Origin of the sequence: Streptomyces marokkonensis, assembly GCF_008312835.1 — a bacterium.
In the GTDB taxonomy this organism is placed as follows: domain Bacteria; phylum Actinomycetota; class Actinomycetes; order Streptomycetales; family Streptomycetaceae; genus Streptomyces; species Streptomyces marokkonensis_A.
The window spans coordinates 15,855-32,916 of the sequence record NZ_VSKS01000018.1; the positions used below are offsets into that span (position 1 = coordinate 15,855).

Annotated in this window: 25 protein-coding genes; 22 read left to right on the forward strand and 3 right to left on the reverse strand. The window is 68.8% G+C overall.

Annotated features, from left to right (window positions below):
* Positions 1-16: 16 nt before the first annotated feature.
* Positions 17-916 carry an LLM class flavin-dependent oxidoreductase gene (locus tag F1615_RS26540; protein ID WP_149551587.1) on the forward strand — a complete coding sequence of 300 codons (900 nt, stop codon included), beginning with the start codon at positions 17-19 and terminating at the stop codon, positions 914-916.
* A gap of 97 nt (positions 917-1,013) precedes the next feature.
* Positions 1,014-2,168 (forward strand): endo-1,4-beta-xylanase, encoded by a 1,155-nt coding sequence (locus tag F1615_RS26545; RefSeq protein ID WP_149551588.1) that lies wholly within the window; start codon positions 1,014-1,016, stop codon positions 2,166-2,168.
* A 72-nt stretch (positions 2,169-2,240) separates the two neighbouring features.
* Here F1615_RS26545 and F1615_RS26550 read toward each other — a convergent pair whose 3' ends face one another.
* Complete coding sequence (locus F1615_RS26550; RefSeq protein ID WP_149551589.1) at positions 2,241-3,062, reverse strand: SAM-dependent methyltransferase; 822 nt, start codon at positions 3,060-3,062, stop codon at positions 2,241-2,243.
* A gap of 314 nt (positions 3,063-3,376) precedes the next feature.
* Between F1615_RS26550 and F1615_RS26555 the strand changes: the two genes are divergently transcribed.
* The 3 genes from F1615_RS26555 to gdhA all read left to right on the forward strand — a co-directional run bounded on the left by F1615_RS26555 (position 3,377) and on the right by gdhA (position 6,023).
* Entirely contained in the window at positions 3,377-4,252 is an 876-nt protein-coding gene (locus tag F1615_RS26555) for a helix-turn-helix domain-containing protein (RefSeq protein WP_149551590.1), read from the forward strand.
* Positions 4,249-4,458 (forward strand): DUF397 domain-containing protein, encoded by a 210-nt coding sequence (locus F1615_RS26560; protein ID WP_149551591.1) that lies wholly within the window; start codon positions 4,249-4,251, stop codon positions 4,456-4,458. The genes F1615_RS26555 and F1615_RS26560 overlap by 4 nt, the downstream gene beginning before the upstream one ends.
* 206 nt (positions 4,459-4,664) lie before the next feature.
* Positions 4,665-6,023 carry an NADP-specific glutamate dehydrogenase gene (gene gdhA / locus F1615_RS26565; protein WP_167533865.1) on the forward strand — a complete coding sequence of 453 codons (1,359 nt, stop codon included), beginning with the start codon at positions 4,665-4,667 and terminating at the stop codon, positions 6,021-6,023.
* Positions 6,024-6,041: 18 nt separating this feature from the next.
* Here gdhA and F1615_RS26570 read toward each other — a convergent pair whose 3' ends face one another.
* Positions 6,042-6,809 (reverse strand): YqjF family protein, encoded by a 768-nt coding sequence (locus F1615_RS26570; RefSeq protein ID WP_244328866.1) that lies wholly within the window; start codon positions 6,807-6,809, stop codon positions 6,042-6,044.
* A 119-nt stretch (positions 6,810-6,928) separates the two neighbouring features.
* Here F1615_RS26570 and F1615_RS26575 point away from each other — a divergent pair, with 119 nt between their 5' ends.
* A complete protein-coding gene (locus tag F1615_RS26575) occupies positions 6,929-7,261 on the forward strand; it encodes a cupin domain-containing protein (protein WP_149551594.1) in 333 nt (110 codons plus the stop codon).
* 16 nt (positions 7,262-7,277) lie between these two features.
* Here the strand turns inward: F1615_RS26575 and F1615_RS26580 are convergent, their stop codons facing one another.
* Positions 7,278-9,023 carry an NlpC/P60 family protein gene (locus F1615_RS26580; protein WP_149551595.1) on the reverse strand — a complete coding sequence of 582 codons (1,746 nt, stop codon included), beginning with the start codon at positions 9,021-9,023 and terminating at the stop codon, positions 7,278-7,280.
* A gap of 458 nt (positions 9,024-9,481) precedes the next feature.
* Here F1615_RS26580 and rpsJ point away from each other — a divergent pair, with 458 nt between their 5' ends.
* The 16 genes from rpsJ to rpsH all read left to right on the forward strand — a co-directional run bounded on the left by rpsJ (position 9,482) and on the right by rpsH (position 17,050).
* Positions 9,482-9,790 (forward strand): 30S ribosomal protein S10, encoded by a 309-nt coding sequence (gene rpsJ / locus F1615_RS26585; protein ID WP_003948644.1) that lies wholly within the window; start codon positions 9,482-9,484, stop codon positions 9,788-9,790.
* Between the two features lie 18 nt (positions 9,791-9,808).
* Positions 9,809-10,453, forward strand: a complete 645-nt coding sequence (rplC, locus tag F1615_RS26590; RefSeq protein ID WP_030571197.1) for a 50S ribosomal protein L3 — start codon at positions 9,809-9,811, stop codon at positions 10,451-10,453.
* Between the two features lie 8 nt (positions 10,454-10,461).
* On the forward strand, positions 10,462-11,121 hold the full coding sequence (rplD, locus tag F1615_RS26595; RefSeq protein ID WP_149551596.1) for a 50S ribosomal protein L4: 660 nt from the start codon (positions 10,462-10,464) through the stop codon (positions 11,119-11,121).
* The gene (gene rplW, locus F1615_RS26600; protein WP_149551597.1) at positions 11,121-11,540 is read left to right on the forward strand and encodes a 50S ribosomal protein L23; all 420 of its coding nucleotides are present in this window, start codon (positions 11,121-11,123) and stop codon (positions 11,538-11,540) included. The genes rplD and rplW overlap by 1 nt, the downstream gene beginning before the upstream one ends.
* A gap of 38 nt (positions 11,541-11,578) precedes the next feature.
* Positions 11,579-12,415: a 50S ribosomal protein L2 gene (gene rplB / locus F1615_RS26605; RefSeq protein ID WP_149551598.1), complete on the forward strand. Its 837-nt coding sequence runs from the start codon at positions 11,579-11,581 to the stop codon at positions 12,413-12,415.
* A gap of 12 nt (positions 12,416-12,427) precedes the next feature.
* The gene (gene rpsS / locus F1615_RS26610; RefSeq protein ID WP_003948639.1) at positions 12,428-12,709 is read left to right on the forward strand and encodes a 30S ribosomal protein S19; all 282 of its coding nucleotides are present in this window, start codon (positions 12,428-12,430) and stop codon (positions 12,707-12,709) included.
* 44 nt (positions 12,710-12,753) lie between these two features.
* The gene (gene rplV, locus F1615_RS26615; RefSeq protein WP_014054168.1) at positions 12,754-13,101 is read left to right on the forward strand and encodes a 50S ribosomal protein L22; all 348 of its coding nucleotides are present in this window, start codon (positions 12,754-12,756) and stop codon (positions 13,099-13,101) included.
* Entirely contained in the window at positions 13,101-13,928 is an 828-nt protein-coding gene (gene rpsC / locus F1615_RS26620; RefSeq protein WP_030220998.1) for a 30S ribosomal protein S3, read from the forward strand. Before rplV ends, rpsC begins: the two co-directional genes overlap by 1 nt.
* Positions 13,929-13,933: 5 nt before the next feature.
* A complete protein-coding gene (rplP, locus tag F1615_RS26625; RefSeq protein WP_004927269.1) occupies positions 13,934-14,353 on the forward strand; it encodes a 50S ribosomal protein L16 in 420 nt (139 codons plus the stop codon).
* A complete protein-coding gene (gene rpmC / locus F1615_RS26630; RefSeq protein ID WP_007494763.1) occupies positions 14,353-14,577 on the forward strand; it encodes a 50S ribosomal protein L29 in 225 nt (74 codons plus the stop codon). Before rplP ends, rpmC begins: the two co-directional genes overlap by 1 nt.
* On the forward strand, positions 14,574-14,861 hold the full coding sequence (gene rpsQ / locus F1615_RS26635; RefSeq protein ID WP_149551599.1) for a 30S ribosomal protein S17: 288 nt from the start codon (positions 14,574-14,576) through the stop codon (positions 14,859-14,861). Before rpmC ends, rpsQ begins: the two co-directional genes overlap by 4 nt.
* Before the next feature lie 109 nt (positions 14,862-14,970).
* Positions 14,971-15,339 (forward strand): 50S ribosomal protein L14, encoded by a 369-nt coding sequence (gene rplN, locus F1615_RS26640; protein WP_003998823.1) that lies wholly within the window; start codon positions 14,971-14,973, stop codon positions 15,337-15,339.
* A gap of 2 nt (positions 15,340-15,341) precedes the next feature.
* On the forward strand, positions 15,342-15,665 hold the full coding sequence (gene rplX / locus F1615_RS26645; protein ID WP_031477830.1) for a 50S ribosomal protein L24: 324 nt from the start codon (positions 15,342-15,344) through the stop codon (positions 15,663-15,665).
* Entirely contained in the window at positions 15,665-16,222 is a 558-nt protein-coding gene (gene rplE / locus F1615_RS26650) for a 50S ribosomal protein L5 (protein WP_006130773.1), read from the forward strand. The genes rplX and rplE overlap by 1 nt, the downstream gene beginning before the upstream one ends.
* A gap of 5 nt (positions 16,223-16,227) precedes the next feature.
* Positions 16,228-16,413 (forward strand): type Z 30S ribosomal protein S14, encoded by a 186-nt coding sequence (locus F1615_RS26655; protein ID WP_003948630.1) that lies wholly within the window; start codon positions 16,228-16,230, stop codon positions 16,411-16,413.
* Between the two features lie 238 nt (positions 16,414-16,651).
* Positions 16,652-17,050 carry a 30S ribosomal protein S8 gene (gene rpsH / locus F1615_RS26665; RefSeq protein WP_004984520.1) on the forward strand — a complete coding sequence of 133 codons (399 nt, stop codon included), beginning with the start codon at positions 16,652-16,654 and terminating at the stop codon, positions 17,048-17,050.
* Positions 17,051-17,062 lie beyond the last annotated feature (12 nt).

Sequence of the window (17,062 nt, forward strand, 5' to 3'; positions counted from 1 at the left end):
GGAGGTCCACCAGCCCATGTCACCCGCACCCCGACCCCGTTTCGGGATCATGACCGCGCCCTCGCAGGTCGACTACCACGACATCCTGCGGGTCTGGCGCGAGGCGGACACGGTCCCGGAGATCGAGCACGCGTGGCTGTTCGATCACCTCATGCCCATCTTCGGCGACCCGGAGGGCCCGACCTACGAGGGCTGGACGCTGCTCTCGGCGCTCGCGGCGCAGACCCGGCGGCTGCGGCTCGGCGTGATGGTGACCAGCAACCGGTTCCGGCCGCCGGCGCTGCTCGCCAAGATCGCCACGACCGTCGACATCGTCTCCAACGGACGGCTCGACCTCGGCATAGGCGTCGGCTCCCGCCCGAACCCTCCCCAGGCATGGCGCGAGTACCCGGCGCACGGCCTGCCCTTCCGGCCCCCGGCGCAGGCGGTGGAGAGCCTCGCCGAAGCCTGCACGGTGATCCGGAGGCTGTGGACCGAGAAGGAACCCTTCGACTTCCACGGCACCCACCACCACCTCACCGGGGCGTTCGGCAGCCCCAAGCCCGTGCAGCGGCCCCACCCGCCGATCCTCATCGGCGGACGCTCCAGCGCGACGCTGCGCGTGGTCGCCGAGCACGCGGACCTGTGGAACATCCCCGGCGGTGACATCGACGACGTGGTCCGCCGCAGCGCCCTGCTGGACCGCTACTGCGCGGACATCGGCCGCGACCCGGCCTCGATCGTCCGCTCGATCCACCTGCCCGTCGACTACGACCGGCCCGGCGCCGTGCGGGAGGCGATCGGCGAGGCGGCCGACGCCGGTTTCGGGCACATCGTCCTCGGGCTGGGGGCGCCGTACCCGGCCGGCGTCGCGCGGTGGGTCGCCGACGAACTCATCGGTGCGTCGGGGGGAAAGGGCCGCGCGCACGGGTATTGACGCGCCGCTCGGCCAGACCTTAGCGTCCGCCCATCCCTAATGTTTCGGATTCTACTTCGAAACATTCGAGAACGACGATGGGAATGAGACTCCCCGCATGAGATCCATTCGTTTCGCCACCGTGGCCGTCGCCACCGCCGCCCTGACCCTGCCGCTCCTGGCGGGCACGGCGACCGCCGACCCGTCCGCCGGCCGGAAAGCCCCGCCGCACTCCAACGCCAAGTTCGACCGGCTGCGTGCGGCCGCCCCCGAGGGCTTCGTCGTGGGCACCGCCGTGGCAGGCGGCGGCCACCACCTGGAGCAGGACTACCCGGACCCCTTCACGTACGACAAGGAGTACCGGAAGCACCTGGGACGCCAGTTCAGCTCGGTCTCCCCCGAGAACCAGATGAAGTGGGACTACATCCACCCCGAGCGGGACCGCTACGACTTCGGGCAGGCCGACGCCATCGTCGAGTTCGCCGCGCGCCACAAGCAGGTCGTGCGCGGCCACACCCTGCTGTGGCACAGCCAGAACCCGGCGTGGCTGGAGGAGGGCGACTTCTCGAAGGAGGAGCTGCGCTCCCTCCTGCGTGAGCACATCACCACCGTCGTCGGCCGCTACGCCGGCCGGATCCAGCAGTGGGACGTCGCCAACGAGATATTCGACGACCAGGGCAACCTGCGCACCCAGGACAACATCTGGATCCGCGAACTGGGTCCGGGCGTCGTCGCCGACGCCTTCCGCTGGGCCCACGAGGCCGACCCCGAGGCGAAGTTGTTCTTCAACGACTACAACGTGGAGGGCGTCAACGCGAAGAGCGACGCCTACTACACGCTCATCCAGGACCTGCTCGAGCAGGACGTACCCGTGGACGGCTTCTCCGTCCAGGGGCACCTGAGCACGCGCTACGGCTTCCCGGGCGACCTGGAGGACAACCTGCGCCGCTTCGACGCGCTCGGCCTGGAGACCGCCGTCACCGAGCTGGACGTCCGCATGGACCTGCCGGAGAGCGGTGTGCCCACCGAGGCGCAGGAGCAGAAGCAGGCCGACTACTACCAGCGGACGCTCCAGGCGTGCCTGGCCATCGACGGCTGCAACTCGTTCACCATCTGGGGCTTCACCGACAAGTACTCGTGGGTGCCGGTGTTCTTCGAGGGCGAGGGCTTCGCCAACGTCATGACCGACGACTACGCGCGCAAGCCCGCCTTCTACGCCCTGCGGGACACGCTGAAGGAGGCACGGCACGACGACTGCGACAAGCACCGGTAGGACCGGCACCGGGCCCCGGACGGGCGGCGCATGCCCGTCCGGGGGTGGCCCCCTCCTCCTGGCCCGCGGGACTCACGCCTTGCGGGCCACCGCCACATAGGCCCCGCTGTGGACGCCCTCCTGCCCGGGAACCGGCTCTCCGAGCTCCGGGTGCCACTCCTCGGCCGCCACGATGCCGGGCTCGACGATCTCCAGCCCTTCGAAGAACCGGGCGAACCGGTCCCTGCTGCGCATGTCCATGGTCAGCCCGCCCGCCCGGTAGAGGTCGATCACCTTCCGGGAGGCTTCCTCCGGGTGGAAATCGGGAGTGAGGTGCGACATGACCAGGTAACTGCCGGGCGCCAGCGCCTCCTTGAGCCGGTCCACCAGCTCGTACGCCCCGTCCTCGTCGCCGATGAAGTGCAGCAGCGCGATCAGGGACAGCGCCACCGGCCGCTCGAAGTCCAGCGTCTTGCGGGCCTGCTCGACGATGACGGCGGTGTCCCGCGCGTCCGCCTGCACATAGTCGACGACCCCCTCGGAGGTACCCCGCAGCAGCGCCTCGGCGTGGACGAGGACGATCGGGTCGTTGTCGCAGTACACCACCCGTGCGTCGGCGGCGATTCCCTGCGCCACCTGGTGCAGGTTCGGCTCCGTCGGTATGCCGGTCCCGATGTCGAGGAACTGGCGCACGCCCTGGTCCGCCACCCAGCGGGTGGCGCGGTGCATGAACGCCCTGTTCATCCGCGCCATGACCGGGATGACCGGCGCGAACTCCACGAGCTGTCTGCCCAGCGCCTCGTCCACCGGGTAGTTGTCCTTGCCGCCGAGGAACCAGTCGTACATCCGCGCGGGATGCGGCTTGCTGGTGTCGATCCGTACGGGAGCGTCCATGCCGAAGTCAGGCTGATTCACGCCGATCCCCCTTGTCACGCCGGGCAGTTGACCCTGTTCGGTCGTGCTCGTCACGATAGCCAGCCGCCTGACCGGCAGCGGCCCGGGGCGGCGCTTTCTCAGATCTCGGGTTCCGCTGCTGGAGGACGTAGTCGCTCGAACGTGTGAATGGGGCGTTCTGCCCGTACTGGGGTTCATGTCGCGATCTAACGTGATCCGTGTGGCTCGGCTACGCGTGGTGACTGTCCGCCGGTTGTCCGGTGCTGTCCGGGCCGTCGGCGTGGTTGGTGCGGGTAGGGCGCCGCGGTATGGCGCGGACGACGGAGGGGTGCGGCATGTCGGTGGACGGTGAGGCGGTACGGCTCAAGGGCGAGGCGGACGAGCCGGGGTGGGAGGTGGACCCGGACGACGAGTGGGGCGTCGCGGTCATCACCACGGTGGGGCGGCAGTTGAAGCTGCGGCGCGAGGCGGCGGGGATGCGGGCCGGCCAGTTCGGGGCGGCGATCGGGTACGGGGAGGACCTCGTCTACAAGGTCGAGGGAGGGAAGCGGATCCCGCAGCGGGAGTATCTGGACAGGGCCGACGAGGTGCTGGGGGCGGGTGGACTGCTCTCGGCGGCCTGGGAGGACGTGAAGAGGGTCCGGTATCCGAGGAAGGTTCGGGAACTGGCCAAGCTGGAGGCTCAGGCGGCCGAGATCGGTGTGTACGAAAGCATCAGCATCAATGGTCTGCTGCAGACCCCGGAGCATGCTCGAGCCCTGTTCGAGGCATGGCAGCCCGCCTACTCGGAGGAGGATCTGGAGCGCGTGCTGGCAGCACGAATGGCTCGCCAGGCCATCTTCGAGCGGTCACCCGCGCCTGCGCTGAGCTTTGTCGAAGAAGAGGCGGCTCTGCGACGTCGTGTGGGGAGCACAATGGTGTGTCGTCAGCAGCTGGAACATCTGCTGGAGGTGGGTCGGCTGCGCAACGTAACCCTTCAAGTGATGCCGACGAGCAGCAATGCCCACCCCGGACTGAGCGGAAGGATCGAAATCCTGAAGTTCGCCGACGGAACTGCTGTAGGGCGATCCGACGGCGCGTTCAACGGTCGCCCCACCTCGGACCCCAAGCAGCTCCGCATCCTTGAGCTGCGGTATGGCACCATCCGAGCTCAAGCGCTCCCGCCCGAGGAGTCGCTGGCCCTCATCGAGCAAGTGCTTGGAGAGACATGACACGCAAGGCCTCTGCAGGAGACACCTCCGAGCTGAAGTGGTTCAAGAGCAGCTACAGCAGCGGCCCCGACGGTGACTCCTGCGTCGAGATCGCGATAGCACCCCGCACCATCCACGTCCGCGACTCCAAGAGCCCGGCCGGGCCTCGGCTCGCGCTCGCGTCGGACGCGTGGGCGAGCTTCGTGGCGTACGCGTCGAAGCACTGACCTGGCCGTCCGCTCTCCGTACGCCGCGTCCACATAGCGGACGATCCGGCCTGTCCCTTGGTATCGCGTTAACACAGGAGTAACACTGGGAGGGTTGGCCGGCCTGTCGTATACGAACGGGGCGGCCGCTGTCCCGCGCGCGGCAACGGCGCCGAGCGCTCCTCACCGGTCCCGCACCGGTGTCAGCCGTGCCAGAAAGGGACTCCGTGGCCACACGACCCGACCCCAAGATCTCGCTCGACCAGCTGCGCGCCGAGGTGGAGCGCCGTAACCCGGCGGAGCCCGAGTTCCACCAGGCCGCGCGCGAGGTGCTGGAGACGCTCGCTCCGGTGCTGGCCGCCCGGCCCGAGTACGCCGACCCCGGGCTCGTGGAGCGGCTCGTGGAGCCGGAGCGGCAGATCATGTTCCGGGTGCCGTGGCAGGACGACAACGGCCGGGTCCACGTCAACCGGGGCTTCCGGATCGAGTTCAACAGCGCCCTCGGCCCGTACAAGGGCGGCCTGCGCTTCCACCCCTCGGTGAACCTCGGGATCATCAAGTTCCTCGGCTTCGAGCAGATCTTCAAGAACGCGCTCACCGGACTCGGCATCGGCGGCGGCAAGGGCGGCAGCGACTTCGACCCGCAGGGCCGCAGCGACGCCGAGGTCATGCGCTTCTGCCAGTCCTTCATGACCGAGCTGTACCGGCACATCGGCGAGTACACCGACATCCCGGCCGGTGACATCGGCGTCGGCGCCCGCGAGATCGGCTATCTGTTCGGCCAGTACCGGCGGATCACCAACCGCTGGGAGGGCGGCGTGCTGACCGGCAAGAGCGCCGGCTGGGGCGGCTCGCTGATCCGCCCGGAGGCGACGGGCTACGGCAACGTGCTGTTCGCGGAGGCCATGCTGCGCGCCCGGGGCGAGGACCTCGAGGGGCAGACCGCGGTCGTCTCCGGCTCCGGCAACGTGGCGATCTACACCATCCAGAAGCTGGCCGCCCTCGGCGCCAACCCGGTGACCTGCTCCGACTCCGGCGGCTACGTCGTCGACGAGAAGGGCATCGACGTCGAGCTGCTGCGCCAGGTCAAGGAGGTCGAACGCGGCCGGGTGAGCACGTACGCCGAGCGCCGGGGCGCCTCCGCGCGGTTCGTGCCCGGCGGGCGGGTCTGGGAGGTCCCCGCCGACGTCGCCCTGCCGTCGGCGACCCAGAACGAACTGAACGCCGTGGACGCCGACGCCCTCATCCGCAACGGCGTGAAGGCGGTCTCCGAAGGCGCGAACATGCCGACGACGCCGGAGGCCGTGCAGCTCTTCCAGCGGGCCGGCGTCGCCTTCGGCCCCGGCAAGGCGGCCAACGCGGGCGGCGTCGCCGTCAGCGCGCTGGAGATGACGCAGAACGCGTCGCGCACCTCGTGGAAGGCGGACCAGGTCGAGCAGGAGCTGGCCCGCATCATGACCGACATCCACACCACCTGCGCCGAGACCGCCGAGCGCTACGGCGCCCCCGGCGACTACGTGACCGGCGCGAACATCGCCGGCTTCGAGCGGGTGGCGGACGCCATGCTCGCGCAGGGCGTCATCTGAGCCGTACGCGCCGTCTCGTCACGGTGTGGGGATGCCGGCCGGACGGGCCGGGCGCCCGAAGCGGACGGGGACGCCCGGTGAGTACAGCACGCTCACCGGCTCCCCGGCCGGCCTCGGCAGCCCGGCCGCGGTGATCAGGTCCTCCTCGCACTCCACCAGCTCCGCCCGGTGCAGCGGCCAGCGCGGATGCGCGTTGGGCAGGTACATCGACCGCCCGAAGAAGGCGTTGTGCATGCCCCAGCGCGCGGTGAGGAAGTGCTCCAGCTCGGTCGGCTCCCCGATCGGCTCGCCCCTGCGCACGGTGAGACGGCTGCCGGCGCGGCGCGGCCCCGGCCAGCGCCGGGAACCGGTGTAGGTGACGGTGCCGCCGTCGAGGTGGTCGACGCTCATCCGGGACCAGAGGTAGGGCATCCGGAACCCGAGACGGGCCACCACCACCGGGATCAGCCGGGAGGCGTCCAGGGAGAGGAAGACGACGCCCCGCCGTCCGTGCGCGTCGACCGAGTAGAGGCGGACGTTGGTCTCGGGGAAGCTGCCGAGATAGGGGACACCCGGCAGGCGGAGCCACCCCACGCGGTGCATCCGGAACGCCACGAGACCGACGTACGTGACCCCGTCCAGCGTGTCCGGCACGGTGCCCGGCGGCAGCAGCCCGGCCACGTCGGCCGGCTCCACCGCCCAGTGCACGAACGTCAGGTCGAGCCAGGACTGCGTGAGCAGCGGGCGCGCGATCGCCTCCGGCGGATCGGGCGTGACGGGCTGCGAGGGCGGCGGTGTGGGCGGCACACCGCCAGTATCGCGGAGCAGGCGTGCAGCGGTACGGCTGCCCGGGGAACGCGGCGGACACCACGATGTGCCCCACATGGCCCTGGTGACCGAAGGGCCCGCCCGGGAAGCTGGGGACCATGCAGAAGCTCTCCCTCGACGCCCTCGCCCGCGAACACCTGGAACGCGCCACCGCCACCCCCAACGGCCGCAGCGCCACCACCGTCTACGGCGGACACGAACACACTCTGCGCCAGACCCTGCTCGCCCTGACCGCGGGCACGAGCCTCGCCGACCACGACAGCCCCGGCGAGGCCACCCTGCTGGTGCTGCGCGGCCGTGTCCGCCTCACCAGCGGCGAGACCGAGTGGGAGGGCCGCACCGGCGACCTCCTCGTCATCCCTCCCACCCGTCACGGCCTTCAGGCACTGGAGGACGCGGCGGTGATCCTCACGGTCGCCAAGCGCGGGTAGCCCCGTCGCCGGGGTGTCAGACGCGGTGCACGGTGTGCAGGGTCCGGGCGTAGGTGCCCGTCCCGTCCAGGAGCGAGGCGCCCCCCATGTCGGACATGGTGGGGCCGTTGACCGTCTTGCGGCTGGACAGGAAGCGGCGCCTGCCGGCCGTGTCCGTGCCGAGGTGGATACCGACGTGGTCCACCGTCGCCGTCGGGCCGTCGTCGCCCGAGTCCGCGTTGAACAGCACGAGATCACCCGGCTGGAGCTGCTCCGCGGGTGGCGGGTTCACCCCGTCGGTGCGGGCGACGCGCACCCCCGGCAAGTGGTCGGCCATGTCGCGGGAACGCCGGGGTATCCGGGTACCTGAGGTGTCCTGCCCCGCCGCCATCGGCACCCCCATGTGATAGCCGTACACCATGCGCGTGTAGCCCGAGCAGTCGAGGTTGCCCACCTGCTTGCTGGACGGGCCCGTGTAGGTCCCGTCCGGGAAGGTCCAGCCGGTGTTCATGTACTCGTGGAAGTCGGCGCCCTCGTAGCGCCGGCCCTGCGGGTCCAGGTAGCCGTATCCCGCCGCGCCCAGCACCTGCTTGCCCTCCGCGGGTCCGGAGCCGGAGACCACCGGGGGAGCACCGGGAAGGAACATGGCCGCGTGGGCCAGCACGTCCGGCGCGGTGGAGCCGGCCCAGGCGCGGACGGTGCTTGCCAGCTCCGGCGTCCAGGTCCCGCCGAAGGGCTCCGGCAGCACCCGCACCCAGTGCCCGTGGGTGACCGCCGGCGGCTCGGCCCAGCCGGCGGCGTCCAGCTGGAAGCGGCTGACCAGCAGCTTCATCGGCAGGCTGGTGCAGCCCCGGTTGGCCAGTGCGCGCAGGCCGACCCGCCCCGCGCCGAAGGTCGAGTCGGACACGTCGGCCGCCCACCCGGAGGGCTCCGCCGAGGCGGACGCCCAGGCCTTGGCCCGGATACGACTGCCCTCGCGGCGCACACGGATCGTCCAGTCCGTGCCCGCGGGCACACCGGTGGCGACCGTGACGGCCGGAACCAACTGGGTGACCGTGTCGTCGGCCTCCTTCTCCACCCGCAGCTGGACCGCACCGGTCGTGAGGAAGGACAGCCGGGCCCGGTAGTTGTTGTGGGTGTCCTGGTAGCCGAAGGACAGCGCGTAGGAACAGGCCTCTCCGGCGGGCACCTTGTCGAAGCGGGCGACGGAGCGGACGTCGACGTCGGCGAGTGCGTCGTCGCGGAGGGTGGCGTGGCGGCTGGCGTGGTCGGTGGTCAGATCGATGACACCGGTGCCCGGCAGCACCGAGTAGTCGGTGTCGACGGGACCGAGGGTGGACCAGACCCCGCCGCCGGGGGAACTCCCCCAGTACGAACGCTTGTCCGCGGGGAGGGACAGGTCGGGCAGCGTGCGTCCGAAGTCGTCCACGAAGGGCCGCTTGTTCTCCGTGAACGTCCGTTCCGGTCCGGACAGCAGCACGGTGCGGGCGCCATGGGTCAGGAGGGCGACACGTCTGCCGCCCGAGGTGACCTCGGTGCGGGCCGGGGTGCCCGGCAGTACCGTCGCGGTGAGGGGCGACCGCAGTGTTTCGCGGAAGAAGTGGGTGGCGTCCAGCGGCGCAGTCGTCACGGACGAGAGGGCGGAGCCCGGTGCCGCCGGAGCCGCGAGGGGCGCGGCCGCGCCCGCCGCCCGCGCGGAGGAGGCGGTCGTGCCGATCAGCGGGAGAGCAGTGGTGGAGGCGGCGAGAACGGCGAGGACACTGCGCCGTGAGGTGTTCGACATGGCTTTCATGATCGCGGAGAGGGGGCGTGTCCGGGCCTCCGGCGCCCAAGTCGGGGGCGCCCGCGTTTGATTCCGGCCGTCCCGGGGGTACTCTCTTCCGCCCGATTGGCCAGGCCCCCACCCACTGTGGCAAACTGTCGGAGTTGCTCGGTCGAGCGTTGATGCTGCGCGCCTCCCGCCGGGAGGACCGGAAGCGAGTCCCACAGTACTCGTCGTCCCTGAGGGGCGGACGTACGGGAATCTTCCGGGAAGCGTACGTGCGGCGCCGGCCAGGCACCCGGTGGGCCTTTCGCCCCCGGTCCACGGTTCTGGTAAGGCCGTGTCAATCCCGCGGGGATGTTCGAACAAGGGACATTCATGTCAGCGGGAGTGCGACACGCCCGACCGCGTGGGTCGGAGGACGAGACCTGGAACACCGGGTTCCAGAGCGTAAAGAGAGACAGGACTACGAAGTAGCCATGGCGGGACAGAAGATCCGCATCCGGCTCAAGGCCTACGACCACGAAGTCATCGACTCTTCGGCGAAGAAGATCGTCGAGACGGTGACGCGCACTGGTGCGTCGGTCGCGGGCCCAGTGCCGCTGCCCACTGAGAAGAACGTGTACTGCGTCATCAAGTCGCCGCACAAGTACAAGGACTCGCGCGAGCACTTCGAGATGCGCACGCACAAGCGCCTGATCGACATCCTCGACCCGACCCCCAAGACCGTTGACTCTCTGATGCGACTCGACCTCCCGGCCGGTGTCGACATCGAGATCAAGCTCTGAGGCCGGTGATCTGAAGAGATGGCAAAGCAGATCAAGGGCATCCTGGGCGAGAAGCTCGGCATGACGCAGGTGTGGGACGAGAACAACCGTGTTGTTCCGGTCACCGTCGTCAAGGCCGGCCCCAACGTCGTCACCCAGGTCCGTACGAACGACGTCGACGGCTACGAGTCGGTCCAGATCGCCTTCGGCGAGATCGACCCGCGCAAGGTGAACAAGCCCCTCAAGGGCCACTTCGCCAAGGCCGACGTCACCCCCCGTCGTCACCTCGTCGAGATCCGCACCGCGGACGCCTCCGAGTACACGCTGGGCCAGGAAGTCACCGCCGAGGTGTTCGAGGCCGGCGTGAAGGTCGACGTGACCGGCAAGAGCAAGGGCAAGGGCTTCGCCGGTGTCATGAAGCGCCACAACTTCCGTGGCCTCGGCGCCGGACACGGTACCCAGCGCAAGCACCGCTCGCCCGGTTCCATCGGTGGCTGCGCCACCCCGGGCCGTGTGTTCAAGGGCCTCCGCATGGCGGGCCGCATGGGCAACGAGCGGGTCACCACCCAGAACCTGACCGTCCACGCCGTTGACGCGGAGAAGGGTCTGCTGCTCATCAAGGGCGCGGTTCCCGGTCCGAACGGCGGCCTCGTCCTGGTCCGCACCGCGGCCAAGGGGGCCTGAGGTAACCGATGAGCACTGTTGACATCCTTTCGCCGGCGGGCGACAAGGCCGGTACCGTCGAGCTCCCCGCGGAGATCTTCGACGTCGAGAAGGTCAGCATCCCGCTGATCCACCAGGTCGTCGTCGCGCAGCTGGCCGCTGCCCGCCAGGGCACCCACAAGACCAAGACCCGCGGTGAAGTCCGTGGTGGTGGCCGCAAGCCGTACCGCCAGAAGGGCACCGGCCGCGCCCGTCAGGGCTCGACCCGCGCGCCGCAGTTCGCCGGTGGTGGCGTCGTCCACGGCCCGCAGCCGCGCGACTACTCGCAGCGGACCCCGAAGAAGATGAAGGCTGCCGCTCTGCGTCACGCCCTCACCGACCGGGCCCGCCACAACCGCATTCACGTCGTCACCGGCGTGATCGAGGGTGAGACGCCCTCCACGAAGGCCGCCAGGACGCTGTTCGGCAAGATCTCGGAGCGCAAGAACCTGCTCCTGGTCGTCGACCGCGCCGACGAGGCCGCGTGGCTGTCCGCCCGCAACCTGCCCCAGGTCCACATCCTGGAGCCGGGCCAGCTGAACACGTACGACGTTCTCGTCTCGGACGACGTGGTCTTCACCAAGGCCGCTTTCGAGTCCTTCGTCGCCGGCCCGAACAAGGCCAACGACAACGAAGGGAGCGAGGTCTGATGGCTGCCCGTCACCCCTCGATCGCCTCGAAGGCCGCCAAGGCGGCCAAGGCCGCGCGCGTCGCCAAGGCGCGCCGCCACGAGGCCGAAGGCAAGAACACCGTCGTCACCCCGGCGAGCAAGGCGTTCACGGACCCCCGTGACGTCCTGCTGAAGCCGGTCGTGTCCGAGAAGAGCTACGCGCTCATCGACGAGAACAAGTACACGTTCATCGTCGCGCCGGGCTCCAACAAGACCCAGATCAAGGAGGCCGTCCAGGCGGTCTTCGAGGTCAAGGTCACCGGGGTCAACACGATCAACCGCGCCGGCAAGCGCAAGCGCACCAAGACCGGTTTCGGTCAGCGTGCGGCGACCAAGCGCGCGATCGTGACCCTCGCTGAGGGCGACCGTATCGACATCTTCGGCGGTCCGACCGCGTAAGCGGTCAGGATCGTTCGATATCGGACGAGGACTGAGAAATGGGTATCCGCAAGTACAAGCCGACGACTCCGGGCCGTCGTGGCTCCAGCGTCGCCGACTTCGTCGAGGTCACGCGGTCCACGCCGGAGAAGTCGCTGGTCCGTCCCCTGCACAGCAAGGGCGGCCGTAACAATTCCGGACGTGTGACCGTCCGCCACCAGGGTGGTGGCCACAAGCGCGCCTACCGCGTGATCGACTTCCGTCGTCACGACAAGGACGGCGTGCCGGCGAAGGTCGCGCACATCGAGTACGACCCCAACCGCACCGCGCGCATCGCGCTGCTGCACTACGCCGATGGCGAGAAGCGCTACATCCTCGCCCCGCGCAACCTGCAGCAGGGCGACCGCGTCGAGAACGGTCCCGGGGCCGACATCAAGCCGGGCAACAACCTTGCCCTGCGCAACATCCCGGTCGGTACGACGCTGCACGCCATCGAGCTGCGTCCCGGCGGCGGCGCCAAGTTCGCCCGCTCCGCCGGCGCCTCGGTGCAGCTGCTCGCGAAGGAGGGCACGATGGCCCACCTCCGCATGCCGTCCGGCGAGATCCGCCTGGTCGACCAGCGCTGCCGCGCCACGGTCGGCGAGGTCGGCAACGCCGAGCAGAGCAACATCAACTGGGGCAAGGCCGGCCGCAAGCGGTGGCTGGGCGTCCGTCCGACCGTCCGTGGTGTCGTCATGAACCCGGTCGACCACCCGCACGGTGGTGGTGAGGGCCGTACCTCCGGTGGTCGCCACCCCGTGTCCCCGTGGGGCAAGAAGGAAGGCCGTACGCGTTCGCCCAAGAAGGCGTCGAACAAGTACATCGTCCGCCGCCGCAAGACGAACAAGAAGCGCTAAGGACGGGTTGAGATGCCTCGTAGCTTGAAGAAGGGACCCTTCGTCGACGACCACCTGATCAAGAAGGTGGACGTCCAGAACGAAGCCGGTACCAAGAACGTCATCAAGACCTGGTCCCGTCGCTCGATGATCGTCCCGGCGATGCTGGGCCACACGATCGCGGTGCACAACGGCAAGACCCACATCCCGGTGTTTGTCACCGAGTCGATGGTCGGCCACAAGCTCGGCGAGTTCTCGCCGACCCGCACCTTCCGGGGCCACGTCAAGGACGACCGGAAGTCGAAGCGCCGCTAGTCGGCGGGGTGCAATCGACCATGACAGACACTGAAGGGACAACCATGGAAGCCAGGGCCCAGGCGCGGTACATCCGCGTCACGCCCATGAAGGCCCGCCGCGTGGTGGACCTCATCCGTGGCATGAGTGCCACGGAGGCTCAGGCGGTCCTGCGTTTCGCCCCGCAGGCCGCGAGCGTGCCGGTCGGCAAGGTGCTGGACAGCGCCATCGCCAACGCCGCGCACAACTACGACCACACCGACGCCGACAGCCTCGTCATTTCCGAGGCGTACGTCGACGAGGGCCCGACCCTGAAGCGGTTCCGGCCGCGCGCCCAGGGCCGTGCCTACCGGATCCGCAAGCGGACCAGCCACATCACCGTGGTCGTCAGCAGCAAGGAAGGAACCCGGTAATGGGCCAGAAGGTAAACCCGCACGGGTTCCGGCTCGGCATCACCACCGACTTCAAGTCGCGCTGGTACGCCGACAAGCTGTACAAGGACTACGTCAAGGAAGACGTCGCCATCCGTCGGATGATGACGTCCGGCATGGAGCGCGCCGGCATCTCGAAGGTGGAGATCGAGCGCACCCGTGACCGCGTGCGTGTGGACATCCACACCGCCCGTCCCGGCATCGTCATCGGCCGCCGCGGCGCCGAGGCCGACCGCATCCGCGGCGACCTGGAGAAGCTGACCGGCAAGCAGGTCCAGCTGAACATCCTCGAGGTCAAGAGCCCGGAGACGGACGCTCAGCTGGTGGCCCAGGCCGTCGCCGAGCAGCTGTCCTCCCGCGTCTCCTTCCGTCGTGCCATGCGCAAGAGCATGCAGGGCACGATGAAGGCCGGCGCCAAGGGCATCAAGATCCAGTGCGGTGGCCGCCTCGGTGGCGCCGAGATGTCCCGCTCGGAGTTCTACCGCGAGGGCCGTGTGCCCCTGCACACGCTCCGCGCGAACGTGGACTACGGCTTCTTCGAGGCCAAGACGACCTTCGGCCGCATCGGTGTGAAGGTCTGGATCTACAAGGGCGACGTCAAGAACATCGCCGAGGTCCGCGCCGAGAACGCCGCTGCCCGCGCCGGCAACCGCCCGGCCCGTGGCGGCGCCGACCGCCCGGCCCGTGGTGGCCGCGGTGGCGAGCGTGGCGGTCGCGGCCGCAAGCCGCAGCAGGCTCCCGCTGCCGAGGCCCCCAAGGCCGAGGCTCCGGCTGCCGCTCCGGCTGAGAGCACCGGAACGGAGGCCTGACCGACATGCTGATCCCCCGTAGGGTCAAGCACCGCAAGCAGCACCACCCGAAGCGCCGTGGCCAGGCCAAGGGCGGTACGACGGTTGCGTTCGGCGAGTACGGCATCCAGGCCCTCACGCCGGCGTACGTGACCAACCGCCAGATCGAGGCGGCCCGTATCGCGATGACCCGCCACATCAAGCGTGGCGGCAAGGTCTGGATCAACATCTACCCGGACCGCCCGCTCACGAAGAAGCCTGCCGAGACCCGCATGGGTTCCGGTAAGGGTTCCCCGGAGTGGTGGATCGCGAACGTGCACCCGGGCCGGGTCATGTTCGAGCTGTCCTACCCCAACGAGAAGATCGCCCGTGAGGCGCTGACTCGTGCGGCCCACAAGCTGCCGATGAAGTGCCGGATCGTCAAGCGCGAGGCAGGTGAAGCGTGATGTCGGCCGGTACCAAGGCGTCCGAGCTGCGCGAGCTGGGCAACGAGGAGCTTCTCGCGAAGCTTCGCGAGGCCAAGGAAGAGCTGTTCAACCTCCGCTTCCAGGCGGCGACCGGTCAGCTCGAGAACCACGGTCGGCTGAAGGCCGTCCGTAAGGACATCGCGCGGATCTACACCCTGATGCGCGAGCGCGAGCTGGGCATCGAAACGGTGGAGAACGCATGAGCGAGAACAACGTGACTGAGACGAACACCGAGGCTCGGGGCGACCGCAAGACCCGTGAGGGCATCGTCGTCAGCGACAAGATGGACAAGACCGTCGTCGTCGCTGTCGAGGACCGCAAGAAGCACGCGCTGTACGGCAAGGTCATCCGCAGCACGAGCAAGCTCAAGGCCCACGACGAGCAGAACGCCGCCGGCGTCGGCGACCGCGTCCTCCTGATGGAGACCCGGCCGCTGTCCGCCACGAAGCACTGGCGCGTCGTCGAGATCCTCGAGAAGGCCAAGTAATTCCTGCGGCAAACCGCAGGGTAGTTCCGCCAGGCTCCGACGGGGCTGAGCGCTGTTCGTTCAGCACAGCAGCCCCGTCGGGGAACCGGCAGACGATCAGGAGATAGACGTGATCCAGCAGGAGTCGCGACTGCGTGTCGCCGACAACACTGGTGCGAAGGAGATCCTTTGCATCCGTGTGCTCGGTGGCTCCGGTCGCCGCTACGCGGGCATCGGTGACGTCATCGTCGCCACCGTCAAGGACGCGATCCCCGGTGGCAACGTGAAGAAGGGTGACGTCGTCAAGGCGGTCATCGTTCGCACCGTCAAGGAGCGCCGCCGTCCGGACGGCTCGTACATCCGCTTCGACGAGAACGCCGCCGTCATTCTGAAGAACGACGGCGACCCTCGCGGCACCCGTATCTTCGGCCCCGTGGGCCGTGAGCTGCGCGAGAAGAAGTTCATGAAGATCATCTCCCTCGCGCCGGAGGTGCTGTGAGCATGAAGATCAAGAAGGGCGACCTGGTCCAGGTCATCACGGGCAAGGACAAGGGCAAGCAGGGCAAGGTCATTGCCGCTTACCCGCGCGAGGAGCGCGTCCTGGTCGAGGGTGTCAACCGGGTCAAGAAGCACACCAAGGCCGGCCCGACCGCTCGCGGTTCCCAGGCCGGCGGCATCGTGACCACCGAGGCCCCGATCCACGTCTCCAACGTCCAGTTGGTCGTGGAGAAGGACGGCAACAAGGTCGTCACGCGCGTCGGTTACCGCTTCGACGACGAAGGCAACAAGATCCGCGTTGCCAAGCGGACGGGTGAGGACATCTGATGACGACCACCACCACTCCGCGTCTGAAGACGAAGTACCGCGAGGAGATCGCGGGCAAGCTGCGCGAGCAGTTCTCCTACGAGAACGTCATGCAGGTTCCCGGCCTCGTCAAGATCGTGGTCAACATGGGTGTGGGCGACGCCGCCCGCGACTCCAAGCTGATCGAGGGCGCCATCCGCGACCTCACCACGATCACCGGTCAGAAGCCGGCCGTCACCAAGGCCCGCAAGTCCATCGCGCAGTTCAAGCTGCGTGAGGGCCAGCCGATCGGTGCCCACGTCACGCTCCGTGGCGACCGCATGTGGGAGTTCCTGGACCGCACCCTGTCGCTCGCGCTGCCGCGCATCCGCGACTTCCGCGGTCTGTCCCCCAAGCAGTTCGACGGCCGTGGCAACTACACCTTCGGTCTCACGGAGCAGGTCATGTTCCACGAGATCGACCAGGACAAGATCGACCGTGTCCGGGGTATGGACATCACCGTGGTGACCACGGCGACCAACGACGAAGAGGGCCGCGCCCTTCTCCGTCACCTCGGCTTCCCGTTCAAGGAGGCGTGAGCGAGATGGCGAAGAAGGCTCTCATCGCGAAGGCTGCTCGCAAGCCCAAGTTCGGAGTGCGCGGCTACACCCGCTGCCAGCGCTGCGGTCGTCCGCACTCCGTGTACCGCAAGTTCGGCCTGTGCCGCGTGTGCCTTCGTGAGATGGCTCACCGTGGCGAGCTGCCGGGCGTGACCAAGAGCTCCTGGTAGTCCGGTAGTTCCGGACTCCCAGGGCTCTCGGTAAGCAATGGGAACGGCAGGAGGCCCGCCCCGCATGGCTTAGGCTTGTGGGGTTGGGCACCTGCCGTGCCCGTACGCACGCGGGCAGCTGCCCGCTCATGTTTGCTTACTACGCCGTAGGTCCACCGCGCCGCACCCGTCCCGTCTCGGATCGGGGAGAGGGATGGCGCACCAGGAAACCCCGGCGAGAGAGGCCGAAGGCCAATTCATGACCATGACTGATCCGATCGCAGACATGCTTACGCGTCTGCGGAACGCGAACTCGGCGTACCACGACTCCGTGGCGATGCCGCACTCGAAGATCAAGTCTCACATCGCGGAGATCCTCCAGCAGGAGGGCTTCATCACGGGCTGGAAGGTCGAGGACGCCGAGGTCGGCAAGAACCTCGTCCTGGAGCTGAAGTTCGGCCCCAACCGTGAGCGCTCCATCGCGGGCATCAAGCGGATCTCCAAGCCCGGTCTCCGGGTGTACGCGAAGTCCACCAACCTGCCGAAGGTGCTCGGCGGCCTCGGCGTGGCGATCATCTCCACGTCGCACGGGCTCCTCACCGACAAGCAGGCCGGCAAGAAGGGCGTGGGTGGGGAAGTCCTCGCCTACGTCTGGTAGCGGAAGGGAACG

What these genes read in the sequence shown, in the direction of transcription:
- F1615_RS26580 (WP_149551595.1), bottom strand. Translation starts at nt 9,023, where the DNA reads ATGTCGAACACCTCACGGCGCAGTGTCCTCGCCGTTCTCGCCGCCTCC.
- rpmC (WP_007494763.1), top strand. Translation starts at nt 14,353, where the DNA reads ATGTCGGCCGGTACCAAGGCGTCCGAGCTGCGCGAGCTGGGCAACGAG.
- rpsC (WP_030220998.1), top strand. Translation starts at nt 13,101, where the DNA reads ATGGGCCAGAAGGTAAACCCGCACGGGTTCCGGCTCGGCATCACCACC.
- rpsS (WP_003948639.1), top strand. Translation starts at nt 12,428, where the DNA reads ATGCCTCGTAGCTTGAAGAAGGGACCCTTCGTCGACGACCACCTGATC.
- rplW (WP_149551597.1), top strand. Translation starts at nt 11,121, where the DNA reads ATGGCTGCCCGTCACCCCTCGATCGCCTCGAAGGCCGCCAAGGCGGCC.
- rpsH (WP_004984520.1), top strand. Translation starts at nt 16,652, where the DNA reads ATGACCATGACTGATCCGATCGCAGACATGCTTACGCGTCTGCGGAAC.
- rplE (WP_006130773.1), top strand. Translation starts at nt 15,665, where the DNA reads ATGACGACCACCACCACTCCGCGTCTGAAGACGAAGTACCGCGAGGAG.
- rplP (WP_004927269.1), top strand. Translation starts at nt 13,934, where the DNA reads ATGCTGATCCCCCGTAGGGTCAAGCACCGCAAGCAGCACCACCCGAAG.
- F1615_RS26575 (WP_149551594.1), top strand. Translation starts at nt 6,929, where the DNA reads ATGCAGAAGCTCTCCCTCGACGCCCTCGCCCGCGAACACCTGGAACGC.
- rpsJ (WP_003948644.1), top strand. Translation starts at nt 9,482, where the DNA reads ATGGCGGGACAGAAGATCCGCATCCGGCTCAAGGCCTACGACCACGAA.
- F1615_RS26540 (WP_149551587.1), top strand. Translation starts at nt 17, where the DNA reads ATGTCACCCGCACCCCGACCCCGTTTCGGGATCATGACCGCGCCCTCG.
- F1615_RS26555 (WP_149551590.1), top strand. Translation starts at nt 3,377, where the DNA reads ATGTCGGTGGACGGTGAGGCGGTACGGCTCAAGGGCGAGGCGGACGAG.
- rplC (WP_030571197.1), top strand. Translation starts at nt 9,809, where the DNA reads ATGGCAAAGCAGATCAAGGGCATCCTGGGCGAGAAGCTCGGCATGACG.
- F1615_RS26545 (WP_149551588.1), top strand. Translation starts at nt 1,014, where the DNA reads ATGAGATCCATTCGTTTCGCCACCGTGGCCGTCGCCACCGCCGCCCTG.
- rplX (WP_031477830.1), top strand. Translation starts at nt 15,342, where the DNA reads ATGAAGATCAAGAAGGGCGACCTGGTCCAGGTCATCACGGGCAAGGAC.
- rplV (WP_014054168.1), top strand. Translation starts at nt 12,754, where the DNA reads ATGGAAGCCAGGGCCCAGGCGCGGTACATCCGCGTCACGCCCATGAAG.
- rplB (WP_149551598.1), top strand. Translation starts at nt 11,579, where the DNA reads ATGGGTATCCGCAAGTACAAGCCGACGACTCCGGGCCGTCGTGGCTCC.
- rplD (WP_149551596.1), top strand. Translation starts at nt 10,462, where the DNA reads ATGAGCACTGTTGACATCCTTTCGCCGGCGGGCGACAAGGCCGGTACC.
- F1615_RS26560 (WP_149551591.1), top strand. Translation starts at nt 4,249, where the DNA reads ATGACACGCAAGGCCTCTGCAGGAGACACCTCCGAGCTGAAGTGGTTC.
- rpsQ (WP_149551599.1), top strand. Translation starts at nt 14,574, where the DNA reads ATGAGCGAGAACAACGTGACTGAGACGAACACCGAGGCTCGGGGCGAC.
- F1615_RS26655 (WP_003948630.1), top strand. Translation starts at nt 16,228, where the DNA reads ATGGCGAAGAAGGCTCTCATCGCGAAGGCTGCTCGCAAGCCCAAGTTC.